The organism is Methylobacter tundripaludum SV96, assembly GCF_000190755.2.
GTDB lineage: Bacteria > Pseudomonadota > Gammaproteobacteria > Methylococcales > Methylomonadaceae > Methylobacter_A > Methylobacter_A tundripaludum.
Window position 1 is genome coordinate 461664 of the sequence record NZ_JH109153.1, and the last position, 26662, is coordinate 488325.

23 protein-coding genes are annotated in these 26662 nt (G+C 50.8%); 8 read left to right on the forward strand and 15 right to left on the reverse strand.

Going from position 1 to position 26662, the window contains the following annotated elements:
* Nucleotides 1–139: 139 nt before the first annotated feature.
* Together METTU_RS15165 and nifJ are read right to left on the reverse strand one after the other, a co-directional pair.
* Nucleotides 140–1153, reverse strand: coding sequence for a dihydroorotate dehydrogenase-like protein (locus tag METTU_RS15165; RefSeq protein WP_006892637.1), 1014 nt, complete (start codon nt 1151–1153; stop codon nt 140–142).
* Nucleotides 1146–4784: a pyruvate:ferredoxin (flavodoxin) oxidoreductase gene (gene nifJ, locus METTU_RS15170; protein ID WP_006892638.1), complete on the reverse strand. Its 3639-nt coding sequence runs from the start codon at nt 4782–4784 to the stop codon at nt 1146–1148. The genes METTU_RS15165 and nifJ overlap by 8 nt, the downstream gene beginning before the upstream one ends.
* Before the next feature lie 442 nt (nt 4785–5226).
* Between nifJ and rpiA the strand changes: the two genes are divergently transcribed.
* A complete protein-coding gene (gene rpiA, locus METTU_RS15175; protein WP_006892639.1) occupies nt 5227–5913 on the forward strand; it encodes a ribose-5-phosphate isomerase RpiA in 687 nt (228 codons plus the stop codon).
* A gap of 208 nt (nt 5914–6121) precedes the next feature.
* On the opposite strand, the gene METTU_RS15180 is transcribed toward rpiA, so the two are convergent.
* Nucleotides 6122–7228 (reverse strand): TIGR00266 family protein, encoded by a 1107-nt coding sequence (locus METTU_RS15180; protein ID WP_006892640.1) that lies wholly within the window; start codon nt 7226–7228, stop codon nt 6122–6124.
* A 69-nt stretch (nt 7229–7297) separates the two neighbouring features.
* Here METTU_RS15180 and METTU_RS23310 point away from each other — a divergent pair, with 69 nt between their 5' ends.
* The 5 genes from METTU_RS23310 (at nt 7298) to METTU_RS15200 (ending at nt 13622) form a co-directional block, all read left to right on the forward strand.
* Nucleotides 7298–7519, forward strand: a complete 222-nt coding sequence (locus METTU_RS23310) for a hypothetical protein (protein ID WP_150107867.1) — start codon at nt 7298–7300, stop codon at nt 7517–7519.
* Between the two features lie 744 nt (nt 7520–8263).
* Entirely contained in the window at nt 8264–9517 is a 1254-nt protein-coding gene (locus METTU_RS15185) for an MgtC/SapB family protein (protein ID WP_006892642.1), read from the forward strand.
* A 220-nt stretch (nt 9518–9737) separates the two neighbouring features.
* Nucleotides 9738–11087, forward strand: a complete 1350-nt coding sequence (locus METTU_RS15190; RefSeq protein WP_006892643.1) for a POT family MFS transporter — start codon at nt 9738–9740, stop codon at nt 11085–11087.
* Nucleotides 11088–11219: 132 nt separating this feature from the next.
* Nucleotides 11220–12551 (forward strand): hemolysin family protein, encoded by a 1332-nt coding sequence (locus tag METTU_RS15195; RefSeq protein ID WP_006892644.1) that lies wholly within the window; start codon nt 11220–11222, stop codon nt 12549–12551.
* Nucleotides 12552–12968: 417 nt separating this feature from the next.
* Nucleotides 12969–13622 carry a SagB/ThcOx family dehydrogenase gene (locus METTU_RS15200; RefSeq protein WP_006892645.1) on the forward strand — a complete coding sequence of 218 codons (654 nt, stop codon included), beginning with the start codon at nt 12969–12971 and terminating at the stop codon, nt 13620–13622.
* 1013 nt (nt 13623–14635) lie between these two features.
* On the opposite strand, the gene METTU_RS15215 is transcribed toward METTU_RS15200, so the two are convergent.
* The 3 genes from METTU_RS15215 to METTU_RS15225 all read right to left on the reverse strand — a co-directional run bounded on the left by METTU_RS15215 (nt 14636) and on the right by METTU_RS15225 (nt 16797).
* On the reverse strand, nt 14636–14935 hold the full coding sequence (locus tag METTU_RS15215; RefSeq protein ID WP_006892646.1) for a hypothetical protein: 300 nt from the start codon (nt 14933–14935) through the stop codon (nt 14636–14638).
* A 144-nt stretch (nt 14936–15079) separates the two neighbouring features.
* Nucleotides 15080–15463: a hypothetical protein gene (locus METTU_RS15220; RefSeq protein WP_254257981.1), complete on the reverse strand. Its 384-nt coding sequence runs from the start codon at nt 15461–15463 to the stop codon at nt 15080–15082.
* A 197-nt stretch (nt 15464–15660) separates the two neighbouring features.
* Nucleotides 15661–16797: a GNAT family N-acetyltransferase gene (locus METTU_RS15225; RefSeq protein WP_006892649.1), complete on the reverse strand. Its 1137-nt coding sequence runs from the start codon at nt 16795–16797 to the stop codon at nt 15661–15663.
* Nucleotides 16798–16849: 52 nt separating this feature from the next.
* Between METTU_RS15225 and METTU_RS15230 the strand changes: the two genes are divergently transcribed.
* Nucleotides 16850–17446 (forward strand): DUF938 domain-containing protein, encoded by a 597-nt coding sequence (locus METTU_RS15230; protein WP_006892650.1) that lies wholly within the window; start codon nt 16850–16852, stop codon nt 17444–17446.
* A 39-nt stretch (nt 17447–17485) separates the two neighbouring features.
* On the forward strand, nt 17486–17989 hold the full coding sequence (locus METTU_RS15235) for a hypothetical protein (protein ID WP_006892651.1): 504 nt from the start codon (nt 17486–17488) through the stop codon (nt 17987–17989).
* A gap of 39 nt (nt 17990–18028) precedes the next feature.
* On the opposite strand, the gene METTU_RS15240 is transcribed toward METTU_RS15235, so the two are convergent.
* From METTU_RS15240 to METTU_RS21875, 9 genes are all read right to left on the reverse strand, one after another.
* Nucleotides 18029–18334 (reverse strand): hypothetical protein, encoded by a 306-nt coding sequence (locus METTU_RS15240; RefSeq protein WP_006892652.1) that lies wholly within the window; start codon nt 18332–18334, stop codon nt 18029–18031.
* 83 nt (nt 18335–18417) lie between these two features.
* Nucleotides 18418–19275: a ParB N-terminal domain-containing protein gene (locus tag METTU_RS15245; RefSeq protein WP_006892653.1), complete on the reverse strand. Its 858-nt coding sequence runs from the start codon at nt 19273–19275 to the stop codon at nt 18418–18420.
* 116 nt (nt 19276–19391) lie between these two features.
* On the reverse strand, nt 19392–19919 hold the full coding sequence (locus METTU_RS15250; RefSeq protein WP_040580882.1) for a GNAT family N-acetyltransferase: 528 nt from the start codon (nt 19917–19919) through the stop codon (nt 19392–19394).
* Complete coding sequence (locus tag METTU_RS15255; RefSeq protein WP_006892655.1) at nt 19919–20767, reverse strand: aldo/keto reductase family protein; 849 nt, start codon at nt 20765–20767, stop codon at nt 19919–19921. The genes METTU_RS15250 and METTU_RS15255 overlap by 1 nt, the downstream gene beginning before the upstream one ends.
* Nucleotides 20768–20797: 30 nt before the next feature.
* A complete protein-coding gene (locus METTU_RS15260) occupies nt 20798–21034 on the reverse strand; it encodes a hypothetical protein (RefSeq protein ID WP_040580885.1) in 237 nt (78 codons plus the stop codon).
* A 99-nt stretch (nt 21035–21133) separates the two neighbouring features.
* The gene (locus tag METTU_RS15265; protein ID WP_006892656.1) at nt 21134–21607 is read right to left on the reverse strand and encodes a PAS domain-containing protein; all 474 of its coding nucleotides are present in this window, start codon (nt 21605–21607) and stop codon (nt 21134–21136) included.
* Nucleotides 21604–21948 carry a hypothetical protein gene (locus METTU_RS15270; protein ID WP_006892658.1) on the reverse strand — a complete coding sequence of 115 codons (345 nt, stop codon included), beginning with the start codon at nt 21946–21948 and terminating at the stop codon, nt 21604–21606. The genes METTU_RS15265 and METTU_RS15270 overlap by 4 nt, the downstream gene beginning before the upstream one ends.
* Nucleotides 21949–22260: 312 nt before the next feature.
* Nucleotides 22261–22866, reverse strand: a complete 606-nt coding sequence (locus METTU_RS15275; protein WP_006892662.1) for an ANTAR domain-containing response regulator — start codon at nt 22864–22866, stop codon at nt 22261–22263.
* Entirely contained in the window at nt 22863–26354 is a 3492-nt protein-coding gene (locus tag METTU_RS21875; protein WP_006892664.1) for a CHASE domain-containing protein, read from the reverse strand. Before METTU_RS21875 ends, METTU_RS15275 begins: the two co-directional genes overlap by 4 nt.
* Nucleotides 26355–26662: the final 308 nt, after the last annotated feature.

Consider the following 26662-nt stretch of genomic DNA (forward strand, 5'->3'; position numbering starts at 1 on the left):
GCCGCATGGGAATGCATTGCTGGACGCGCTACGTTCCGTATACGCAAGGTACTGTTCGTGACTCGCGGCGCAGCGCGCCTTGACTGCGTTCCCACGCAGCGCGTGGGAACGCGAATCGAAAACGCACCCTTAACAAAGCCTACCTCAACACCCCCGCAGGGCTGGAATAACTATCCAACACCTGCACATAATTGGCCCGTTCGTAAGCGCTGGGATCAATGGCGTGTTGCTGGCTGACGCTGCCTTTTAGTTGATTGACCGACTCGTATTCATGCTCGGCCAGCCATTGTTCCATTTCAGCCAGGATTTCGCTTAAACGGCCTGTGCCGTGCTTTAGCAATACGCTGCACAGATGCACCACGTCGGCTCCGGCCAACAGCGCTTTCAATACATCCGGCGTCTGGTGAAAGCCGCCGGTTACCGCAAGCGACAGCTTGGTCCGTCCATACAGCAACGCTGTCCAGCGTATGCGCAACAACGCTTCCGCCGAGGATGACAGCTCCAGTTTCGGCACGACTTCCAGCGTTTCCAAATCAATATCGGGTTGGTAAAAACGGTTGAATATCGCCAAGCCATCGGCTCCGGCGGCTTCCAGGCGCTTGGCAAAATGAATCGGCGAACTGAACTGCGAAGAAAGCTTCATCACAATCGGCACACTGACTTGGCCTTTCAATTCCTGCAATATGTCCAGATAGCGTTGTTCGACCGCGTCGCCGCTTTCATCGCTATTTGCGGCCAGATGATAGATATTCAGCTCCAGCGCGTCAGCGCCCGCCTGCTGCAATTGCTTGCCGTACTCGACCCAGCCGCTTAAGGAAGTGCCATTCAAACTGGCAATAACCGGAATCGCCAGAGCGGACTTGAGTGTTTGCAAATGCTCCAGATACTGCTCCTGATAGGTTTGGATGTTATCCGGCATCGGATGAAACGAATCCGACTCATTATGGCCTATCGATTGGTTATAAAAAAACCGCTCCATTTGATGTTCCTCGGCTTCGATTTTTTCTTCGAACAGCGAATACATCACCAGCGCCGATGCGCCTGCGTCTTCCAGTCTGCGCGCGCTGTCAACGTCTCTACTTAACGGCGACGCCGACGGCACCAAGGGGTTAGCCAGCTTCAAGCCTAAATAATCAGTCGTTAAATCAACCATTGTCGATCTCCTTGGCAGTTTCGCTTTTGAGTTGGGCTTTCACCGCTGAAACGCTGGTCGATTCGTTCCAGGCCAGCTCAGACAGTTGTTTGTAATAATGGTAGCGGTTTTTAACATCCTGCTGCGCTTGCTCCAGGAAGCGCTCCGCGTCTTCGGGATGCGTTTGCCACAACATGCTGAAACGGGTTTCGGTTTTGACGAAATCGCGGTAAGGAATGGACGGTTCCGCAGAATCCAGATGCATCGGGTTCTTGCCCTGTTTGATTTTGCCGGGGTCGAATCGGAACAACGGCCAATGCCCGCTTTTCACCGCCAGGTTTTGCTGCCGATGATTGTTCGATAGATCCACGCCGTGTGCGATACACGGTGCGTAAGCGATGATGATGGACGGGCCGTCATGGGCTTCGGCTTCCAAAAACGCATTCAGGGTTTGGGTATCTTTACCTGCGTAAGCGACATGGGCGACATAGACATTGCTGTAATCCATCGCCAGCAATGCCAGGTCTTTTTTCGCCGTGGCTTTGCCGCCTGCGGAGAATTTCGCCACTGCGCCTAACGGTGTAGCTTTGGAAGTTTGCCCGCCGGTATTGGAATAGACCTCGGTATCCAGCACCAGAATATTGACATTGCGCCCGCTGGCCAGGACATGGTCGAGACCACCAAAACCAATATCGTAAGCCCAGCCATCGCCGCCGATAATCCAGACGCTTTTTTTGCACAAGCTGTCCGCTAACTGGAGCAGTGTTTGTGCGCCCTGCCCGGTCAAGGACGACAAATGTTGTTTAAGTGCGGCAACCCGCTCGCGCTGCTCGTAAATCCCCGCTTCATCAGACTGGTCGGCGTTCAGTATCGTATCGACCAATTCGCCGCCTAACGGTTCGCGCAACGAGGCCAGCAACTCCTTGGCGTACTCGTTTTGCTTGTCGAGCGCGATGCGCATGCCCAAGCCGAATTCCGCATTGTCTTCGAATAATGAATTGCTCCACGCAGGCCCGCGGCCTTCGGCGTTTTTAGTCCACGGTGTGGTTGGCAGATTGCCGCCGTAAATTGAGGAACATCCGGTCGCATTGGCAACCACCATGCGGTCTCCAAACAATTGCGAAGCCAGTTTTATGTACGGCGTTTCGCCGCAGCCCACGCACGCGCCCGAAAATTCGAACAGCGGCTGCAATACCATCGAACCTTTGATGGTGTTGGTTTTCAAAAGCCTGCGATCGTATTCGGGTATAGACAAAAAGAAATCCCAATTGTCACGTTCTGTTTCGCGCAGCGGCGGCTGGGGCCGCATATTGATGGCTTTGCGGCTGGCGTTGGATTTATCCCGAATCGGGCAAATATCGACGCATAGCGTACAGCCGGTGCAATCTTCCGGCGCGACCTGATAGGTGATTTCCAAGCCGGCAGGAAAATCCTTGCCCAGCATCGGCGCATGTTTGAAAGTTTCGGGGGCTTTTGCCAAAACCTCAGTCGAATAAATTTTGCTGCGTATGACCGAATGAGGGCAAACCATTACGCATTTGCCGCATTGCGTACACAAATCGGTTTCCCAGACCGGAATTTCCAGGGCCAAATTGCGTTTCTCATAAGCCGCCGTGCCGGTTGGAAACGTACCGTCAATCGGCATCGCACTGACCGGCAATGCATCGCCCCTGCCTGCAATAATTTCACCGGTTACCCGTTTAACAAAATCGGGCGCTGCATCGCTGATCCTGGACTGAATCTCGAACTGACTGCTAACCTCTGTTGGCAGTGGTACTGCATGCAAACAAGCCAGCGTTTCGTCGATGGCTTTGAAATTCAGCTCGACGATATGCTGGCCTTTTTTGCCGTAGGTCTTTTCGACCGCGTGTTTAATCGCAGTAATCGCCTGTTCCTCCGGCAACACGCCGGATATCGCAAAGAAGCAGGTCTGCATGATGGTGTTGATGCGTTTGCCCATGCCGCTTTTTTCGGCCACTTCATAACCGTCGATCACATAAAAACGGATTTTTTTGGCTATCATTTGCCGCTGCATTTTAGCGGGCAGCGATGCCCAAGCCTGCTCCGCCGACTCCGGCGAGTTCAGTAAAAACACCGCGTTTTCCGCCGCATTGGCGAGCATGTCGTAGCGTTCAAGGAAAATCGTCTGATGGCAGCCGATAAAATTAGCGTCGTTTTCACCAATCAGGTAAGTCGAGCGTATCGGCTTGGGACCGAAGCGCAAATGCGAGACGGTAATCGCACCGGATTTTTTCGAGTCGTAAACGAAATAGCCCTGGGCGTTCAAATCGGTCGCTTCGCCGATAATTTTAATGGTGTTTTTATTGGCGCTGACCGTGCCGTCGCTGCCCAGGCCGTAAAACATCGCCTGAAAAGTATCGGCGTGGGCGTCGGTGCGATAACTTGCATCCCAATCCAGGCTGGTGTGCGTGACATCGTCGTGGATGCCGATGGTGAAATTATTTTTCGGTTGCGCCTGTTTCAATTCGTCGAAAATCGCCTTGATCATGCCGGGCGTGAATTCCTTTGAAGAAAGACCGTAACGGCCGCCGACCACTTTCGGCAGCACCGAAAACTTAGCCGCGCCGCCGATAAAATCCTGAGCGAGCGCGCCAAGCACGTCCTTATACAGCGGCTCGCCATCCGCGCCCGGCTCTTTGGTGCGGTCCAGCACCGCGATTTTGCGGCAGGTTGCCGGAAGCGCCGCTAACAGGCTGGCGGCATCGAAGGGTCGGTATAAACGCACTTTAAGCAGGCCGACCGATTCGCCCTGACGATTAAGATAATCCAGCGTCTCCGCGACGGCCTCCGCGCCTGAACCCATCATCACGATGACGCGCTCGGCGTCCGGCGAACCCAGATACTCAAACAAGCGATAAGAGCGGCCGGTCAGCTTGGCAAAGCGATCCATTGCAGCCTGCACGATTCCCGGCATCGCCTGATAATAGGCATTGACCGATTCCCTGGCCTGAAAATACACATCGGGATTCTGGGCCGTGCCGCGCAGCACCGGGTTATCGGGCGATAAGGCCCGACTTCGGTGCGCCACGACCCACTCTTCGTTAATCATGGCCCGCATCACATCGTCATCCAGCAGACTAATCTTGGCGATTTCGTGCGAGGTCCTGAATCCGTCGAAAAAATGCATCAGCGGAATGCGGCCTTCCAGCGCTGCGGCATGGGCGATCAGCGCAAAGTCCATGACTTCCTGCGGCGAGTTGGAACAGAGCATGCCGAAACCGGTCATACGCGCCGACATCACATCGCTATGGTCGCCGAAAATCGACAAGCCCTGACACGCCAGCGAACGGGCGGCGATATGGAATACCGTCGGCGTCAGCTCCCCGGCAATTTTGTACATATTGGGCAGCATCAGCAGCAAGCCCTGGGAGGCGGTAAACGTGGTCGCCATCGACCCGGCCTGCAACGCGCCGTGAATGGCCCCGGCTGCACCGGCCTCGCTTTGCATTTCGGTCACTTGCGGCACCGTCCCCCATAAATTGACCTGTCCGCGAGACGACCATTCATCGGCCCATTCGCCCATATTCGACGACGGCGTTATGGGATAGATCGCGATGACTTCGTTGAGTTTGTGGGCTACCGTAGCGGCGGCCTGATTTCCATCGATCGTAAGTGTTTGCTGACTTTGCATTAGAAACCCTCATGGAACAAAAAAAGTGTAACCACCCTCTTTTATAATAGTTTTAAAGGCTTGGAAGTTACGCATTAACTGACAGTACAGAATATGGATATTGAAAACAACCATAACCAACCGTGATAAAAAACAAGCCGTCCGTTCGACGACAGAGTACCGCTTGCCGATGTATTTTTATTGAGCAAACGCCCATCCGTCAATTATTGTCGGTGAGCGGAAGTTATCACTATTTCATCCGGCAGCCTAAGTATGCCAGAGTTTTTCCGGGTTCTGTCGCAAATATTCAAAGGCCCCAAAACCGGGCATGACTGTCTTTTTCTCAGTATGACCGCCATTACGGACTTTTGTGTCAGCATACTGGACATAAAAACCGGCGGAGAGAATAATCTCTTTCAAGTAACGAGAATCTTTGCAACCCTTTCACATTGAGATATAAGCCATGAATGATAAAGAACGTATTGCCCAACATGCCGCCAATCAAGTGGCGGACGGGATGCTGGTAGGACTTGGCACCGGCTCGACTGCAAATTGTTTTATCGAGGAACTGGCGCAGCGTAGCCGCGAACAGGGGCTTAAAGTGACCACTGTCTCCAGCTCAATTGCGAGTGCGATTAAGGCGCAACAACTCGGCTTACCGGTGCTGGGTTTCGATCAGGTCAGTCATGTTGATCTTTATGTCGATGGCGCCGATGAGGTGTCGCCGGAATTAACCTTGCTCAAAGGCCAAGGGGCTGACTTGGTACGCGAAAAACTATTGGCAACCGCCAGTAAGCAATTTTTAGTATTGGTTGAATCCAACAAGCTGGTCGAGCGCATCGGCCAGCATTTTGCGATCCCCATCGAAGTGATGCCTTTTGCCTGGCAACTGGTTAAAAAGCAGCTGGAAGCGATCGGCGGCCAAGGCGATTTACGCCAAAACGCCAATAAAAACGGTTATGCGATAAGCTCGCATGGCAGTCTAATATTGGATATGCGCTTTGCCGAGCATATCGATGCTGAAGCACTCAACGACATTTTAAACAGTATCCCCGGCATCGTTGAGCATGGTATTTTTTACGCGCTGGCAACGACGGTTTTAATCGGCGTTAACGGTCAAGTACAAGAGCGGCAGGCTGCTAATCTTTAACTGCACTGTCCACGAAAAACACAAAAGGCACGAAAAGTTTTATAACTCAATCTGCTTGACTGTTGCATTCAGAGAGAATTCCTCATTCGGCCCATTTATCCATGTACGTCAAATACAGCACTTTATTCCTGATAACATTAAAGTTTTCCCAGCCATTTTTCGTGCTTTTCGTGGATAATAACTTTCTTGGATTTGCTCTACGGCCCGATCAATCACCGCCTAGCAAATTACCCAAACCGCCCAGAATTGAACCTTCATCTTGCTGCCTGCCGCCGCCTTGCGGCGCTGCTGAAAACATTCGGCCTGCCAAACGAGAAAACGGCAGGCTTTGCAGCCAAACCGTGCCGGGGCCGGTCAATTTGGCAAAAAACAAGCCCTCGCCGCCAAACAACATGGTTTTAATGCCGCTTGCCTGTTGAATGTCAAAATCAACGCTGCTGGTCATAGCCGCCAAACAGCCGGTATCGACATGCAGCGTTTCACCAGCGCTAAGTTCTATTCTTTGCAGGCAGCCACCGGCATGGACAAATACCCAGCCATCGCCTTCCAGCTTTTGCATGATGAAACCTTCGCCGCCAAACAACCCGGTTAAAATACGGCGTTGAAAATGAATACCGATTTGCACACCTTTGGCGGCCGCCAAAAAACTGTCTTTTTGGCAAATCAGTTTTCTATCGTAGTCTTTCAAATTTAAGGCCAGAATGGTGCCCGGAAAAGGCGCCGCGAATGCCACCTTGCCTTTACACTGCGCGGTTTGCGTAAACACGGTAATAAACAGGCTTTCGTTAGTCAGCAAGCGTTTACCCGCGCCCAGTAATAATCCCATAATACCGGCTTGTTGCGATGCGGAGCCGTCGCCGAAAACGGTTTCCATTTTGACATCCGCGCTTTTGTACATCATCGCCCCCGCTTCTGCGACCGCACTCTCGCCTGGATCCAGTTCGATTTCCACAAACTGCATTTCATGGCCGACTATTTTAAAATCAATGCCTTCGGTGACCGAATCCCGGCCAAAACCGCTGGAAGACTGGGCAACGATGCTCGACGCCTGCGCATCGACCGGATTAGCAAGCGGGGTGACGACCGGCAAGGTGGTCGGCTTGGGTGACATCATAGCGGCGGGCGTCGGCGGAAAAGGCGTGACCCCGTCTTTTTTCATCGGCCTGATTTCAGTCGCGTCATAGACGGGAATCCAGTCGGGTAAACCCTGACGCCAACAATAAGCGCCCTGATGTTCACGGGCAAACGTTTTTGCATAATCCAGCGCGTAGGGTCCGCCGGTTACATTTTCAAAAGAAAAAAACCATTCGTTCATAGGGTTGGCCTTGGTCGTTATGGGCTGTAAAAGTGATGCGGGAAAGTATAAACCACTGGAGTTATGCACATGAAATATTCAACTTGGGGCTTGGTCGATAATAACTTCCCGAAACCTGAGCTTATCAATCGCACTGAAAGTGCCGCTATTTTTGCGAAAGCTTGTTTTGGGCATCCCAGCCCAAGCAAGCGGCAAAAATTACGCGGCAGCCAATGCCTCCGGCGGCCCCAGCCGTCCTGCTTCATTCGTTGGATACCCAGCAAGGGGTATCCAACATCATTCTCGCAATGACTCGACGCGATGTCGGAAAGCCTGCATTTTCACTACGCAAAAAGCGCTTCGTGAAAACACATGCGCTATCGCTTCTGCGGACTAAAAATCTTCGCTACGCGGTGCTCCGCTTCCAAGATTTTCAGCGATGGAGCGCTGATCGTAACTCGCGGCGCAGCGCGCCTTGACTGCATTCCCACGCAGCGCGTCACTGCCATTAAGTTAAGAGACACGCTGGTTCCCAAGCTCCCGCTTGGGAACCCAGTGAGCAAAGCTCCAGCTTTGCGAGCCGGGAAGCTAGAGCTTCCCGTACTGAATTCCCAAGCAGGAGCTTGGGAACTAGCGCAAGGGGCGCGCTGCACCGCGAGTCATGAGCAACGTCTGAATATACGGGACGCAGCGCGTCCAGCACTGCATTCCCACGTAGCATGTGGGAACGAGGTGTACTTGAGCATTTGTATATAACGATGAGCGCAGCGCGTGGGAACGAGAGCGAAACCTCCCCGCGCAAAAGCTGTCCAGGCGCCGGCTGATAGCCGGATTGCAGGCTTCGCCTGCAATCGCAAGCGAACGTCCCACCTGTTCAGAACGTTGCAAGTCAGACCTTCCAGGTTTTTAAAACCTGGAAGGTCTGCATATCAGCATGTTTCTCACCTAACGCCAGATAAGGAACTGTCGGAATGACGCCAGCTGGTGTATAACAAAAAAAGCGGCCAATATCATTGGCTGATACAGGATTATTACCGATGTCTGGGGTTTACACACATGATTGATCTGGAAAACTTCAAGTTTCTGGGTATTGCACTGGCAATAGGTTTACTCATCGGCCTGGAACGCGGCTGGCGTACCCGCGACCTGAATGAGGGCATGCGGGTTGCCGGGCTGCGCACCTACGGGATGATTAGCTTGCTGGGCGGCTTGTCGGGCATCCTGGCTCAACAAGTGGACACTTATTTGATGGGCTTTGTTTTTCTGGGCCTGACCTCAGTCTTGCTGCTTGCTTACAGTAAAAGTCTCGACAAATTTAAAGACTACAGCATCACCGGCACCATCGCATCGCTGACTACCTTTACGTTGGGTGCGTTAACTGTTTTCGGTCATATTACCCTTGCTGCGGCAAGTGCCGTGGTCATTACCTCACTGCTCGGCTTTAAGCCCTTGCTCCATGGTTGGATGAAAAAACTGGAGCAGCACGAATTGCATGCCACGCTGAAATTGCTGTTGATCTCGGTCGTTATACTGCCGATCCTGCCGGACCAGGACTATGGCCCCTGGGCCGCCTTTAATCCCTATCATATTTGGTGGATGGTGGTACTGATTGCGGGCATTTCCTATCTGGGCTATTTTGCCGTCAAGATTGTCGGCAATCAGCATGGACCGGTTTTGACCGGAGCGCTGGGAGGATTAGTCTCTTCTACAGCCGTTACGCTTAATCTGTCCAAATTATCAACGCAATATCCGGATATGGGCAAGGTGCTGGCCGCGGGCATTTTAACGGCCTGCGCCACCATGTTTGCCCGCACGCTGCTGCTAACCTCGGTGATGAATCCGGCCTTGTTCCTGGTGTTGTTCCCTGCCCTGCTGGTCATGTCCATATTTACATACCTGGTTGCTTTTCTATTATGGCGAAGCGACCGAGGCTTCCAAACCATTGAAGAAATAAAACTGGAAAATCCTTTTCAATTAGGAATGGCGTTGAAGTTCGGTGCATTTTTAGTCATCATCATGTTGCTGTCCAAACTGCTAAAAGTTTATTTCGGTGATATGGGCACTTATTTTCTAGCCGCGACGTCCGGTTTGGCGGATGTTGATCCGATTACTCTTTCGATGTCCAAAATGAGCAATGACGGACTGAACGTCAGCGTCGCCGCCAACGCAATTCTTATTGCGGTATTCGTTAATTCAGGCATTAAAGGTATTTTTTCATGGGTCATTGGCGGTCGAGCTTTGGCTATCAGAGTCGGAGGCACTTTAGTGGGTGCCGTTGTCTCAGGCTTATTGATGGAGATGTCCTATTAACTATCGAGCGACGCATTTCGATTTGGCACGCAAACGGGATACCACGGCGGCCATACGGACTATGTTTTATTCAATATCCAAGGAACATGAAACTTGTGATTAACGCTTTTCCGGCGCAACATCTTTCATTTTGGATGCCTCGCTCTCGTTCCAGCGTTAACCGGCATGTTCCATGACGCTATGAGAAGATGCCATCAAAATCCATGAGACGTATCATTTTGTGAAAAAACCATACCTTACCGCTCCCGTCCATTCCGCTGAAATACCCGCAGGTATTCCTTTTATCATCGGCAACGAACTCGCCGAACGCTTCAGCTATTACGGCATGCGGGCAATTCTGGTGGTGTTCATGACGCAATACCTGATGGATGCCGACGGCAAGCTTGCGCCTATGACGTCAAACGAGGCCACGGCGTATTTCCATCTATTCGTATCCATTACTTATTTCACGCCATTTTTAGGCGCGTTGCTGGCCGATGGTTTATTGGGCAAGTACCGTACCATCATCTCGTTGTCGATCGTCTATTGCCTCGGCCATTTTTGCCTGGCGCTGGACGACACGCGAACCGGTTTGCTGGTCGGGCAATCCTTGATCGCATTGGGCGCAGGCGGCATTAAGCCCTGCGTGTCCGCGCATCTCGGCGACCAGTTCGGCACCGGTAATCAGCATTGGCTTGGCAAGGTATTCAGCTGGTTTTATTTGACGATTAACGTAGGCGCTTTTGTCGCCATGTTGCTGGTGCCTTGGCTGCTCAAAACCTACGGCGCATCGATCGCATTTCTGCTGCCCGGCGTGTTGATGCTGTTGGCGACGGTGATATTCCGGTCGGGACGATACCGGTTTGTGCACATACCTGCCGCCGGTATGGGCTTTGTGCGCGAGGCCTTGAGCGGCGAAGGTTTGCGTTGTCTGGGCCGGTTAAGCGGAATTTATTTGTTCATTGCGGTGTTTTGGGCCTTGTTCGACCAAAACGGTTCATCCTGGGTCTTGCAGGCGCAACACATGGATAGGCGGGTATTCGGCATCGAGATTTTGCCCTCGCAGATTCAAGCCGCCAATCCGTTGCTGATCGTCCTGCTCACGCCATTGTTTTACCGGCGGCTATATCCGGCGCTGGGCCGGTATTTGCACTTGGGCTATCTGAACAAAATCGCCATCGGTTTGTTTGTCGCGGTATTATCGTTTGTACTGATCGCCGGTATTCAGATGCGCATAGACGCAGGATTGCAACCTAACATCTGCTGGCAGTTGCCGGCCTATCTATTGCTGACTTCCGCCGAGGTGATGGTGTCGATCACCTGCCTGGAGTTTTCCTATACTCAAGCGCCAAGGACCATGAAATCCCTGGTGATGTCGCTTTATATGGCGGCAGTTGCGCTCGGGAACCTGTTCACCAGCGCGGTGAATTTTTTCATTGAAAACCCGGACGGTTCCAGCCGTCTTGCCGGGGCCGGTTATTTTTGGTTTTTTGCCGCCTTGATGCTGGTCACCGCCGTGGGATTTGTCTGGCATAGTCGGCGTTACCAGGAGCGGACTTATCTGCAAGAAGAGGCGCAGGACATAAGGTAACTGACTGGAAGGCTTTTAAAACACCTCCTTAGAGAGTACAGTTAAGCCCCTGTATTCCGTTTTTTGTATGGATTTTGCATACTGCCCTTAATAATCCCTACGCTTGATCGACGACCTCAATAATCCTTATATATGAATAATGTTTTTCCGATAATTGCCGCTTTGTTGCTGGTTGCACTCAACGGCTTTTTTGTGGCCGCAGAGTTCGGCCTCGTCAAACTGCGACAAACGCGCATCCGTTCGATTATTAAAACACACGGGTGGCGTGGGCGTATTTTAGGAAAGGTACATGCCAAACTCGACGCCTATTTATCGGCTTGCCAGTTGGGCATCACGCTCGCTTCGCTCGGCTTGGGCTGGATTGGCGAACCCGCGTTCGCCAGCCTGCTGGAACCTTTATTCGACAAAATAAAGGTCACGTCGCCGGAAATGATACACGGCATCTCCTTCGCTTTCGCCTTTTCCATGATCTCGTTTCTGCACATTGTCGTTGGCGAGCTTGCGCCAAAATCGATGGCGATTCGTAACCCTGAAAAGATCGGCTTATGGAGCGCCGTGCCGCTCTACGGATTTTATTGGCTGATGTATCCTGCGATTTGGCTGCTGAATTCCAGCGCCAATCTAGTGCTGCGCCTGTTAGGTTTGGGTGATGTTCACCGGCACGACGCGCACTACTCGGCAGACGAGCTTAAACTGATTTTGCGCAGCAACTGTCCGGACGACCGGTTTACCCGCGACGAATGGAATATTCTGGCGAAAACGCTCGATTTCAGCGAACTTGAGGTGTCCGACCTGATGCGTCCTATCCATGAAATCGCCGCATTGCACCGTAGCGCGTCAATGCAAAAAAACCTGCAAACCATGTCTCAAAAGCGCTTCAGTCGCTATCCCTATTTCGATACGAATGGTATTGACGTGTTAGGGGTGATTCATTTGAAAGATTTGTTTTTCGCTCAGCAGGAAGGCAAGACGATTGAGGATTTGAGTCATTACTTGCGGCCCATTCAATACATCTCGCCGCACGCACCCGCGCTGGAGCTATTCCGTCAATTCCGCATGGGCACCTCACATTTTGCAGTCATTGGTCAAAAAGGACAAAAGCCGGATGGCTTCATCACGCTGGATAATTTGTTAAGTGCGATGGTCGGCGAGATACGCGACGAATTCCGCCCAAACAACAATGATTGGACGCGGCTCGATGACGGCACACTGATCGGTAAAGGCAGCTTGCCGATATTTTCGCTGGAACGGATCATGGGCATTGATGTCGAGAACGAAGAACTTGAGTTGGAAGACGAGGTCTCGATCGGCGGACTCATCATGGCCAAACTGCGCGATATTCCGGTAGAAGGCCAAAGAATTGAATTTAATCAATTCGATGTTGTGGTCAGGAAAATGAATGAATCGCGCATCGTCTTTGTCCAGATTTATCCCAATGAAATATCCGATATGGACAACCAATAGGCATACTTCGAACATGCACGTCGCATGGGGCGGCGTTATAAACACTCTTAGCAGCAAACACCTGACTTTCTTCTGCAACGATCATTTCAGGTATCGATTCGATACCAATCAACACATTTCCGGTCATTTCACGTTCAATATCGGACGGCCACGCGCCGAGCCAAACCGGTGTTTAAATGACCGGAATTATCCGTAGCACACTCCCGATTACTCTTCTATACGCATTTACCACAACTTGACGCTTCGACGACACTACACGCATCATGTTAAACATTGAGACCGTATGGAAAGCGACTTTCAACTACCGACCTACCCAGGCAATTGTTTTTTCAGTAGCGTCGAACTGACCGGAAAAATCATAATCACATTACCTGTCACCCGGCAAAAACGCTTGTCTTGAAATAAGGAGAGCACTCCATGAAAAAATCAATGATGCAATGGTTATGGGTAGTGGGACTGATGTTTATCGCTACTCACTCTTTCGCGCAGGAAAACCGTCCCATGAAACTTCCACAGCTCCAGCTAGAAACAGGAATGCCGCTGATGCAAGCTCTGCGCGCACGCAAATCCGTGAGAGAGTTCAGCGCGGAAAAACTGCCTAATCAGGTGCTTTCTGAATTACTTTGGGCTGCATTCGGTATCAATCGTCCGGAAACAGGAGGCCGTACCGCCCCTTCTACGCATAATTGGCAAGACATCGACATCTATGTGGCAAGCGCAGACGGCCTTTACCTGTTTGACGCAAAGAGCCATACGTTGAAAATGATTCAAGCCAAAGACATTCGGGCGCTGACAGGCACACAGGATTTTGTTGGGCATGCACCGGTCAATTTGATTTACGTTTCGGACTTCACCCGCATGGATTCAGACACCAGCCAGGAAGACAAAAAAATCGCGGCGGCAATCGACACCGGCTTTATCGGTCAGAATGTCTATCTGTATTGTGCCGCCGCAAATCTGGCGACCGTTGTTCGAGGCTCGATTGATAAGGAAGCCTTGGCGAAAGCCATGAAGCTCAATCCAACGCAATGGATTGTTGCAGCGCAGAGCGTCGGTTATCCGAAAAAGTGAAAACGTATTAGTTCAGAATACCTCCTTAAACATATCGAGCGAAGCGCAGCCGGTTGTATTCACCCTGGTTCCAAATCCAACCGGCTTTAACTTTCCATTGACCGCTTCAGCATGTTTCAAAAATGTCTGTTTATGAGTTTAATTCGCCAGTCATTATTTTTTTGATAAAAACATGAGCGTAAAAAACAGCTATACAAAAAACACCTGCAAGTACAATATCGAATATCATGGTAATCCACCCCTATCAATGTAAGTTAAATATTTATTCTACGCATTCATGTCAACATGAAAACGTTTAACAACAACTTACAAATTATTAAGCCATTTCCATGCCATAAATTGCCGACTCGAATAACATGAGTAAAATCAAGGCTAATCGCTGAACAAGAATAGATTGAAACGGATGGGGAAGAGATTAATGGTTGAAAAAAACCGCAGTAAAACGGTTTTTTTCAACCACCATGAATCGGTGACAGCTTGATACAGGTAAACCGCAACAATACGTTTACGGTTTTTAGCGCCCATGATTAAGGACGATGAATAGCGGACGGGGTGTAGCATGATCGACTTTAACGCCCACTGTTTCCAAGAATTTCAAGGTCGGAGAGGAGACAACGTAATGGAAAGTGGGCGCTTTTAAAACTGATCGTGGGATTGAAAGTGCCGCTATTTTTGCGAAAGCTTGTTTTGGGCATCCCAGCCCAAGCAAGCGGCAAAAATTACGCGGCAGCCAATGCCTCCGGCGGCCCCAGCCGTCCTGCTTCATTCGTTGGATACCCAGCAAGGGGTATCCAACATCATTCTCGCAATGACTCGACGCGATGTCGGAAAGCCTGCATTTTCACTACGCAAAAAGCGCTTCGTGAAAACACATGCGCTATCGCTTCTGCGGACTAAAAATCTTCGCTACGCGGTGCTCCGCTTCCAAGATTTTCAGCGATTGCGATTGAAAAAAATAAATTATCTCCCGGTTTGACACATTTTGCGTCAAACCCCAGTGATTCCAGGGCAGATTATTTTTTTATGTTTTTATAACTTTCCTCACTTTCGAGCTTCGCTTTTTCGCCTTCTTCAATCAGTCGGTTACCTTCAGCAATTTTATTTTGGCCTTCGCGAACCAACACATTACCGCGCTCAACCAACTGCTTACCTTTTTTCCATCTATCGCCCAAATTTGCTATACCTTGGCTTTCGCTCAGCATTTGCTCGCCGGAAAGAATGGGTGCAGGCGCAGGATCGGACGCGCAACCGCCGAGTAGTAAAGCCAAGCAAGTGATAATTAGATTCGGTCGGATAGTGAAATTATTTTGCATAATCAGTTACTCTTAAAATTTGGGATTGATAAAAAGTCGGGTAATTTTACAAAACGTTATGCAGGTTGCAATAAATTTCTTATTGTCATTATGATCGTAAACAAGCGCCATTGGGGCAATTATCGGATCATGGCGCTTTAAGAATTATTCGGCAATTTTCACCAACCAGCCGCCATCGCCCTTGCAATTATTTTGTCCATCGGCAGTGATAGCAATTCTGGCGTAAACCCCTTTTAACGACGCCGGTATTGTCCCACTTACCTGAAAACCGCCTTCAGTTCTGGGCGTGACGTTGAGGGTAGCCGGGAGCCCTTTGACTGCAACCTTGATCGTATTGGAGTAAGTGTTTGCAGACGCGGTGAAAGAAAAAGCTGATCCCGCTGCAACTTCGGTGTTTTCAGCGGGCGTAAAATGGGTAAACTCGGGTTTGGCACAGGCTTTTGAACTACTGCCGCTACCGTAAGCCCATGAAGCGCCGGTAACCATCATTAACATCAAAAACCACAAGCAATTATATTGTTTCATCATCGTGCCTCTTTGCGTTGTTATAGTGATTTATTTTCAAGCCGGTAGAAAAAATTACTGCAATGAAGTGGGTTGTTGCGCTACTTTCCTGTCCATTTTCATGCCCTCGCCGTCACATCCTGAAATAACTAAAGCCAAAATCCAGATATACATCATTATTTTCATAAATTAGTCCTCTATTTAATTAATTCGTAACCCTCTCATAGCGACTGCTTAAACGGCAGATAAGAGGCGGCATCCTGTTTATAAAGCCGTGTGGCTTGCTGCTCCCTGACTAAAAAATGATCGATCGCTTTGGCAAACCGGGCATCCTTGATCCAGTGCGCGGAATACGTAGTGATCGGCTCAAATCCGCGCGAAATCTTGTGTTCGCCTTGGGCGCCTGAATCAAACCGCTTTAAGCTATGCTCAATACAATAGTCCAGTCCCTGATAATAACAGACTTCAAAATGCAGGCTATTGTATTCTTCGTGACAGCCCCAATAGCGGCCGTACAAGGTATCCGCACCAACAAAACTTAATGCGGCGGCAATGTAGTTATCATCTTTAACCGCCAACACCAGCAATAATTGTTCACCCATGGTTGCGGCTATTTGCTGAAAAAACGCCGGATTCAAATAAGGTTGCGAGCCTCTTTTTAAATAGGTCATTGTGTAAAACTGAAAAAACGCCCGCCATTGCACTTCACTGACATCCGGCCCGGCAATACGCAACAAACTGACGCCCTGTTCGCTGACCCGGCGGCGTTCGCGCTTGAGCATTTTGCGTTTACCGGCATTCAAGGTTTGCAGGAAATCGTTAAAGTCACCATAACCCCGGTTAAACCAGTGGAACTGTACGCCCTCGCGAATACTCAAGCCCAATGACCGTAACAGCTCTGCCTGTTGCTCGACAGGAAACAAGCAATGCCATGAAGAAATGCCCAGCTTATCTGACAGCTGTTTTATAAAATCCAGTAGTAATTGCATGACCTCAACCGGATTGACAGCCTCTGCAAAAACAATACGCTCGCCCTGGCAAGGCGTCAGCGGGATGGCGGTCAGCCATTTTGGATAATAATCGATGCCCTGCTGCTGATAAGCTTGGGCCCACTGATGGTCAAACACATATTCGCCCCAGGAATGCCGCTTAAGGTACAAGGGCATAAAAGCAACCAGTTCATCTGCCTCCGTAACCAGTAAATGCGCAGCCTCCCAACCCGTTTGCTCAGAGACCGAACCGCTTTGCTCCAGCGCCGACAAAAACTCATGCCGTAAAAACGGATAGGCGTCGCCCGCAAGTCGATTCCAGACCGTGCAATCAACTTGCGCCATACTATGGATTTGTTTTACTTCCATTTTTAAAAACAGTACAGTTAAAACAGCAGAATAACATCAATCCCTCAAACTCATGCCCCATAAACCTTTTTCTCAGGCCTGTGAAAACAATAAAGATCCCATTTTGCAGGTTATCAGAACGACTTTTTGCCGGCCGACAACCGTTTGGGAAATCGGCAGCGGCACCGGTCAACACGCCTGTTATTTTTCCGCGCATCTCCCGCATCTTGAATGGCAGCCTACCGATAGAAGCGAAAATATTCCCGGCATCCGTTTATGGCAGGAACAAGCAAAATTAGCCAATTTGAAACCGCCATTATCGCTGGATGTCACCGATGCGGTGTGGCCATGCAGCGCTATCGACGCATTATTTACCGCCAATACGCTGCACATCATGAGCTGGGATGAGCTACAAATATTCTTTGATCGTCTGACTAAACACCTGAGTCCCAAAGCGTTTATTTGTATTTACGGTCCGTTCAACTATAACGGCGCTTATACCAGCGACAGCAATGCCTCTTTCGATCAATGGCTTAAAAGCCGAAATAGCTCAAGCGGCATTAGAAACTTTGAAGACATCATGGCTTTATCGACATCCAGGGGCTTTAGCTTATTAAACGATATGGCCATGCCCGCCAACAATCGTTTGCTTGTGCTGCAAAACAGCTGAAAGCATTGATCCGTTATTTTCTTCAACAGGCAGGCCCACATGTTCATTTATTCGTTACCGTTATTTTTCACTCATATTGGTCTGGCAAGTCCGCTGGATTTGCTGATTATTTTTATGGCCTTGTTTATCGTTCTGTTTGTAAGTTCGCTGTTTGGCGGGGAAAGTTTGCAGAAGCAATCCTCGGACAACTATCTGTTTGCCGCATGGAACGGCAGTGCGCCCCTAAAGTGGGCGTTCTGGCCTTTTTTTCTAATCCTGAACGCTTGTTTGTATACAGCGGATACGCTGGCAAAAGCCGGACTATTTACCGTATCCAGCTGGGATGACGTGCATTTGATGCTATTGCTGCCGATTGTCTGGTGGACAACGGCTGTTTGGCGATGTTCGCCAAACAGCCGTTTAAGCGTTTGGGCAGCATGCGCCCGCTTGCTGACAATCAGTGTATTTTTTGAATACAGCTTGAAGCTATTGATACGCATAGACTATCCAAGAATATTCTTTGGATGCGATGAGTTGTTATTGGATTATGGCAGCTGCTTTTAAAAGAAACTGCCCAATCCACTGATGAAGCACTCAGAACGTTTAGTTCGAGCTTGGCCCCTTTAATTCCGCTGTGGATTGCGCCTGACCGAGCACTTTCAGCAATTGCGACATATCATCAGAGGTTTCCGCCACTTGCGGCTGCGGCCCCTCTATTTTTTCCTGGGTCCAGTCCACCATCTCTCCCGATCCCCACGACACCAAGGAGGCAAGCGAAAACACCAGCATGCCGCGGGTCATGCCCTTGGGTATGCCCTGCACCTCAAGATAACGGTGGAGATACCGGGCGGCGATGAAGAACACAAGGGTGGATATAACCAGGTTCCATGTGGAAGGTAAGGTGAACATTATTGGCGGTTCTCTTGAGTTGGAAGGTTATCAATCATGATTTTTCATGCACTTGTTTGCGAGACGCGATGACCCGGCCGCAATCAAATATTTTGTAATTCCTTAAGCTCGGCTTCAAGTTTCAAGAACTGATCTTTCCAGTGTTCAGCGGTCTTAACCGCTTCATTCTTTTCATCCATCAAAGCATTGATGCGCTCGTTTAAAACCCGGTTCAGTTCGGTTAATTTCTTAACTTCTTCGATCGAAGCCAAAACCCTATCGTCCGACTCAAACACTTTCAGCATGACATCGTTATCAGCTTCCAACGCTTTTATCGCACCTTGTTGTTCGTCAATAATGCCGCTCAACTGAGCTTCGTGGTCTTCCTCAGCTTCCTGCTCGACAGCCTGAACCGGTTCAGGCTTTGGGACTACAAACTTTGGCGGCGTGATCTCTTTAATGGCTTTATTCAGGCTTTTTTTGCCGTCTATGACTTCCTTTACCAACTCTGCCGGTGCTTCCTTAACCAGTTTATCCGCTAACTGCTGGGTGCGGTGCCCTACTCCGGATTGCTTAGCCCTGGCGGTGGCGGTGTCTAATTGAGCAGCATCGCGTAACTGGGGATTACCCGCTGCCTGAGCATTTACCCAACTTTGAGAGGCCGAAACGATAGCCGCAGACTGGCCTTGCGTTAAGTGCCGACGATGTAAATTCGACGACAAGATAAATTGCGTCGGGTTAGAGCCGGTGTACTCAATAATGACCGGGGCAATACCCAGCTCACATAGCGCACGATAGCGATTGCCACCATCCAGAATCATGCCGTCAAGGGAATAAATAGGGTGTGTTTGTCCGTTATTCAGCAGATTATCTTTAAGCGAATCGAACTCGGCATCGGACATCCGTGGGAAGTAAGTGCAAAGCGGGTGTAGTTCCATGGTTTGATTATTTTTCTCAGTCATTGATCGGCCTTAATTTAGGCCGGCCATTATATCATGGCTACACGCAATAGTTTTTAGCGGGCATGCTGACATGCTGACATGCTCATGGTGTTTTAAAGTTGCGCCTTAAAATCCGATCAATTCGCCGACAAGACTTTTTCCAATATATCCAAGCGCAAATCCGCAACTTTAGGCGTCCACAACTCAGGATTGACCGGAAACGCCTTGCTTACCCCGGTGCGCCGGTAACCGCGCCGTTGATAAAATGCGATCAGCTCATTCCTGCATGCAATGACGGTCATAACCGATTTACTGACACCCCAGCTTTCCAGCGCGGCCAGCTCTGCTGCAAGCAGCAATTGCTTGCCTACGCCCCTTCCCTGTAACGACGGACGCACTGCCAGCATACCGAGGAAAACCATATCGGCCTGTTTCTGCAAATGCACCGAACCGACCAGTTCCGCTCCGTCTTTACACAGCAGAAACATCGAATCGTCAGTTGCGATTAAGCGCAGGATTTCTTCGGTCTCGGTTCTGCGCCCGGCCAGCAAATCGGCTTCCGTGGTCCAACCTTGTTGACTGGATTCGCCGCGATAAGCCGAGTTAACCAGAGCCGCAATCTGCTCGGCATCCTGATTGTCGGCCTTGGAAATCGATAGCGCCATCACCAAAGCAACGCCTCAACCGCATCGCACTCGTCGACGGTCAGTTCAAAATCGAAGATCGCCAAGTCTTCCCGCATGTGGCTTTCCGATGTAGTCCCGGTTAACGGAATAATGTCGATTTGACTCAAGTAACGGAAAAATATTTGCGCGGCATGACAGCGGTATTTCGCCGCCGGCGCTTGCAGTGTCGGATGCGCCAAGACATTGGGATTGGCGCTCAGCGTCCAGAAGCTTTGATAAATTATCCGATGTTCCCGGCAAAAATCGCGGATGGCTCGGTCGTACCCGGTCTCGGCATAAAACCGGTTCTGGATAACCGCCGGTTTGATCGTGGCATCTCGATACAAAAGCTCAAACTGTTGGATATCGTAACAATTGCTGATCCCCAGCTGTTTGACGCCGCCGTCGTGAAAGATCCGCTCCATTGCCTGCCACACTTCCATGGTATGCAGCCGGTTTGCCAGCGGCGAATGCAGCACCAGACAATCCAGGTAAGTGGTTTGCAGATTTTTCAGCGAGGCCTGGAATGATTGCGCGACCTGCTCGCTGAGGCCGGCGTTGGGATCATAAGGCACTCGCGCCGGGTCCTGACCGCTCATCGACGTGAACTTGCTTTGCAGATAAAGCTCACTGCGATCTATCCCGCGATGCAGACAGGCGGCCACGCCGTCGCCGACACCCGCTTCATTGTAATGCTTGGGCTGGCAGGCGGTATCAATGCCGCGAAAACCCAGCCCGATGGCCTGTTCTACCAGCGCCGCCGTGCGCTCTTTCTTCCAGGCCGTACCGTAAATAATCCGGGGCATCCGTACCCCGCAAGCGGAAATCAAAAAGTCGTTAGCGTTCATAAGCACTCCATGAAAAATATTGGACTTCGATTATCCTCGCACATTAACTGATTTCGGGCTACCGGCTATCGAGCCGCATAGCGATTTTCCGGCTTTTCCGCAACCGGCGTCAAACTGAACCGACTGTATTAAATCTTCCTCAAATTGCAAAAAGCATTTTGCCTGTTTTAGCACAACCTTAACGCTGATCATCACACCGGTACTGACGCTATCCAAGCCGATTCCGATGCGCAAAGTTTCATCGGCAATGTGCGGATACTCATACACCGGACCTGGGCCGTTATTAGCCTTACCCGCGCCATCAATACGCGCAACAGCCCGATAACATTGATTAAGCAGCTTTTGATCGTGGAATTCTTGAAGACATTAAATTTCCACAAAAAAAGTTGCTTTTACGACTTTGCCATCCCGGATTTCCAGATTGTCCGCATTGCCTTCGCGGAATCGTTTGTAGGCGGCGCTTGCCGCTTGGATTTGCTCATAAACGGGTTTACTGCGCACCGACATATAGCCGATCAGATGATTGTTTTCGTAAATGGGCGCGGCATTGGCAACAGCCCAATAATAGCCGCCGTTTTTGCAGCGGTTTTTAACTATTCCCCTCCACGGGCGACCTGCTTTTAGCGATTGCCACATATCCTCGAACGCTTCAGGCGGCATGTCGGGGTGGCGCACTATATTGTGCGGCTTGCCGATCAGTTCTTGCTTGGAAAACCCGCTAACCCTGAGAAAATCTTCATTAATGTAGGTAATCATTCCCCTTAGATCGGTCTTGGAAACAAGAGAATCATGCTCTGCGAGGTTATACGCCACATCGGTTACAGGAATATTGATTTTCATAATGGATTTCTTTTTTGGTAAGAATTAATCGATAAACTTTCAATCAAACTGACATAGAGAATGAGTGATTTTTTAATATATCTTGCGTCGGTGCCCCGGCTAGTCAATGGACTGTGCCTCAATGCGGAAATGAACGTAGCGTGCGGCAAATAAATCCAACGGGATTTCAGCACCTTACGGGACCAGACAAAATAAGCGAATGCGAAAGAAATGAAGCAATAGGCCGACGTGATCGGCGCAACGGCAAGAACGGAGACAGGAACGGCTTCGGCGTCCAGTTGATACTGAAGCCTGCTGCGGCATTTATTTCCGCCGGGGAACTTGAGGACTTGTTTAATCATGCCTTCTGCCTCAGCGGGATGCAGATGACGCCGAACAATAGGCGCAGAGTCGCTGCAATCAAGCGGTAAAACGCCAGATAGTCAAACAGAGAGGGGGAATTTTGACCTGTAAAGCGAATTGCAAGCTGCCTGAACACGCGCGTCTCCTGCCTTTTGGGCATTTTTCGTCAATTCCCGCTTATGAAAAAATCTACGGGTAGCTTAACGAGGCGTGTTCTGGGCCTCAAATATTCGGCGCCGGGGGCAGAGGCAAACCGAAATAATTATGTAAGTTATAACCTACATACAGTCTAAAATCAAAAGGAATTTAACCTACCTGCCAAGATTCAGGGCTTCGCTCGCCTTGATAACGTCTATCGCCAGTTCCGCCAGTCTTCGGCTCTGGCTGCGTGCGGTTTTGCGCAACAGCTCAAAGGCCGCCTTGCGGCCGAGCCGGTATTGCACCATGGTGATACCGACGGCAATACTGATTTCACGCTCGCCATCAAGGGCGTTTTGCAACTGCTGTCCGGTCATCCGCAAGCTGCGAAGCTCTGCGGCACGGGCCAGGGCAGCTTCAATAGCCGGCACCAGCTGTCTTGTATCGACCGGTTTCACCAGATAGCCCAGCGCACCGCATGCGGCGGCCTGCTCAACGATCGCCTGATCGCTGTAAGCGGTCAACAGCAGGAAGGGGATATGGTCGAATGAATGCAGCCGCTCCGCCAGTTCCAGTCCGCTCCTGCCCGGCATGCTGACATCGAGAATAACCAGGTCCGGCCTCTCTCCACTCGCCAGTAAGGCTTCAGCCTCGTCCACGGATTCTGCGGTGCTGACGGCATAACCGGCCTTGGACAGGCCTTGGGCCAGCGTTGCCAACACCAGGCGTTCGTCGTCGACCAGTAAAAGAGTATGTTTGCTGTTGATAGTAGAGTTCATGTGAGCGATTCCGGTTGAATAACGGGCTCATCCAAGCCCAGCGTGGTGACGACAATGTCGCCTTGTTGTGCCCAAGCCAGTCGGGCGCCTGCTCGCGGCAATAACGATGCGACCAGCTGTAATCCGGTGCCGAAGGCGGTTGTATCCTCCAACCCGAACCCGACCGGGATCAGGCCGGTATTGCGGATCGTCAATCGAATCGAGTCCGGGTGCGGCTCATGACTGACCCTGATGCTGACCTGCCCTTCCACCCCGCCATGCTTGATCGCATTCCAAATCAGCTCATTCAATACCAGCGCCAAAGGTACCGCTTCCGCTTCGGAAACGATATAACGCGCCCAAACATCCGGAATTTCGACGGTAACCGGCTTTTGCCATATCGATTCAATTCCTGCGGCTATAGCGGCAGTCAGTTCGCAGACCCGCACCAACGATGTGACGGCACGGCCTTGTAATCCGTGAATGACCGAGATGCTCTGCACTTGGCAGATAGCCTGATTGATGGGGTCGCTCATCTCGGGGTGTGTCTGGGCAAATTGGCTCAGTATGCCGGTAATGCCTTGCAGATTATTCTTGATGCGGTGATGCACTTCCCGCACCAGTATGTTGCGGTGCGCGGCCTCGTTGAGCAGACGCTGCTGCTCATGCAACTTGCTGTTGGTGGCATCGGTGATATTGCCTACGTAATGAGTGACCTGCCCGGCCTCATCCCTGACCGCCGTAATCATCACCTGCGCCGGGTAATCCTCGCCTTTTTTATGGCGCTGCCACGATTCGCCTTGCCATATCCCCGTGCTCCTGACTTCACTCCAGACCGTGTCATAAAAGGAAGCCGGGGGCCTGTCCGATCTGAAAGTCGCGGTTGTTTTGCCCTGAACCTCCTGTTGCGAGTAGCCTGTAATCTGGGTGAAAGCCCGATTGACCCGCAAAACTTTCAGATTTGCATCCATCACCACGATGCCTTCCCGGCATTCGAATGCGATCGCGGCAATGCGCAACTGCTCCTCCGCCTGCTTACGGACGGTGATATTCATGTGCGTGATCACCGCACTACCCTGCGCCGTATCTCCCATAGGCGTGACGCTCATACTGAACCAGCGTTGTTGCTGCGGCGAATGGCATGGGTATTCCAGACTGAAGCTGGGCAAGCGGCCGTCCAGCACCGCCCGAATGCCGTGGTAGGCTTCCAGGGCGCCATCCGCCGAAGAATCGCTACCCGGCATCTCGCAGACCGTTAGGTAATTGGCGCCGACGTCAGCGTTCGATGCCCGCATGCCGGAGGACTCGATACCATTTTCCAACGCAAAACGCCGCCAGGGTTCGTTGACCGCCAGGATAACGCCATCGTGGTCCAGCACGGCTATTTCGGCATCGACGGAATTCAGGATGGCTTGCTTGAAGACCTCGTTTTCCTTCAGCGTCGCTTCCGCCAGCTTACGACGGTCAATATTCTCGATAACCGCAACAAAGTAACCCGGTGAGCCATCAGGATGACGGATCAGCTTCGCCGATAAATTGCCCCAGACGAATCCGCCGTCCTTGCGCACATATTTTTTCTCCACATTGAATCCGGAAATTTCACCCGCCAGGGTTTGCCGTATCTTATCGGCATCGTGCCGGCGATAATCGGGATGCGTCAATTGCATGAAGGTCATGGTCAGAAGCTCATTACGGCTGTAACCGACCAGATCGCAGAACCCTTGATTAACGGCTAAAAAGCGACCCTCCAGCGATACATTAACGACACCGACCGGAGCATCCTCGAAAGTAGAACGAAAACGTTCCTCGCTTTGCGCCAACGCAGCCGTGCGTTCATCTACCAACTGCCGGAGCACGCTGCCGCGACCGGAAAATACCATCGCAAATGCGCTACCCATGCTGGTCAGTAACAGGCCGACCGACAAAATCAGCCATGCGTTATTCGAGCGATGATAGGCAAAATAATCCTGTGTAGGAACGACCTCAAACCGCCATGATCGACCTCCGACCGGCATGACTAAACGGCTCACAAGAGAAAAGTGTGTTCCGAAAAGTCCGTTTTCTTGCAGGACCAGCGGCTTTAGTTGTTTCCGATCGCTGGAAAAAATCAACTGCTCTCCAGCCGGAGCTCCCTCGTCAATAAGCCGGTAGGACAGTCTTTCCCGATTCAGGTCTTTGAGCGCCGCAGTCACAATGTCCCCGCCCCTGAATACCGCCACCATATAACCTGCAATATTATTGCGCCGCTCTTCCAAAGTCTGATGCGGAAAGCCTTTGCGGTAAAGAGGCATAAACGCGATAAGCCCATACTGATTGCCGCGTTCCTGAACTAATTTAACCCTGGCAGTCGTGGCGATTTCTCCGGTATCTCTCGCCCGATCGGCGGCCTCGCGCCGCGACTCATCGGAATACACGTCGTAACCTAACGCGACTTCGTTTTCCTTGTAGGGTTCGACAAAACCGACCGGGGCATATTCGGGGCGATTCCCCGCGCGCACCAGCTGTTCATCGACATCCCACTCGGTGATCCGGAAATTTGGGTAGCCTTCGCGCCTTACGCTATGCTCGAATGCATCCCGTTCGGATGACAGAATGACGGGATTCCATCCCAGCGCCTGAATCCCCTGAAAATTATCTAACGAATGAGCAACGAAGGTTCGGAATTCGTCCCTATCCACCGTTGTCGAAGCCGAGTAGAAACTTCCGAGCGAACGAAGTACGTTTAAGTGCGTCAAAATCGACTTTTCCAATGCGACGCTCAGCTCCGCAGCCTGTTGATCGAACTCAAACTTTAGCCGCTCATTGTTATTTTTTGCCTCATAAAAAACGGCGACCGTTGTCAACACAAACATTGCGATAATTGGAACGGTTATCGCCATGCGTCTGTTACGCCAAAGTTCGCCAGGATGTTGCGCCCAGACCAAAACAAGCGGGGTAAAGATAAATATCCCCAAGGCATCCCCCATCCACCAAGTTCCCCAATTAGCCTGGAAATTTGCCGCCGGAATCCGCCCGGTAGCCACTAGCGTCGAGACTGCGATCGTCGAATTGACCAGAGCGCTTAAGAGTCCGCCAAAAAGCAAGAACAAAAAGACTTCTTTTTCTCGGGTCAGCGAGTTGGGAAAACCGGCAAAGCGCCTGACTAAATAAGCGCCTACGACGGCTTGCAAGCTTGCACCGCCGCCGATAGCCAGGGTAGTAACGACTGAAGTGAGCGTTTCCGAAGGAGAACCGTTAATTAATGTGGCCGAGAGGTTAACCAGAAAAGACCCTAGCAGGATACCCGGCCAGGCGCGGTATCCGTAGATCAGAATGCCCGCCAAGGCGATGCCTGAAGGCGGCCAGATGGCCGTTGCATATCCTGGAGGAATCGCTAAAAAAGTACCGAGTTTGCCGGTGACAAAGTAGGCGGCAGCCACTCCCACAATTTGAAGCAGCCAAGCATAAGATCGAACCGATGGGTTCGCAGCTGAAAATGAAGAACCCGGCTTGCGGTTATCTTTAGGCATATGAATTTAACTTTGATTTTTGCTCATTATACTCACATCATTTCAAAGTTCGGCAATCCAGCATTTTCATTGATCTGAAAAGAAGTCAAACAGGGTCGTCCCGCTTCGGTAACACCTCAAATTGCTCAATCGGTATCGGCAATCGGGTTTCAGCGACCGCCGGAGTCGTCTACTCGTAAACTACTTGTAAAAACTATGGTTTGTAAGTAGTTATGCGGATTTATCAGGGTTCGCAAACAAGAGATACTCCATTATGGATGTTTATAAGTTCTCTTGAGTCGCAATACGAAAAGGCCAGCAAATACTGC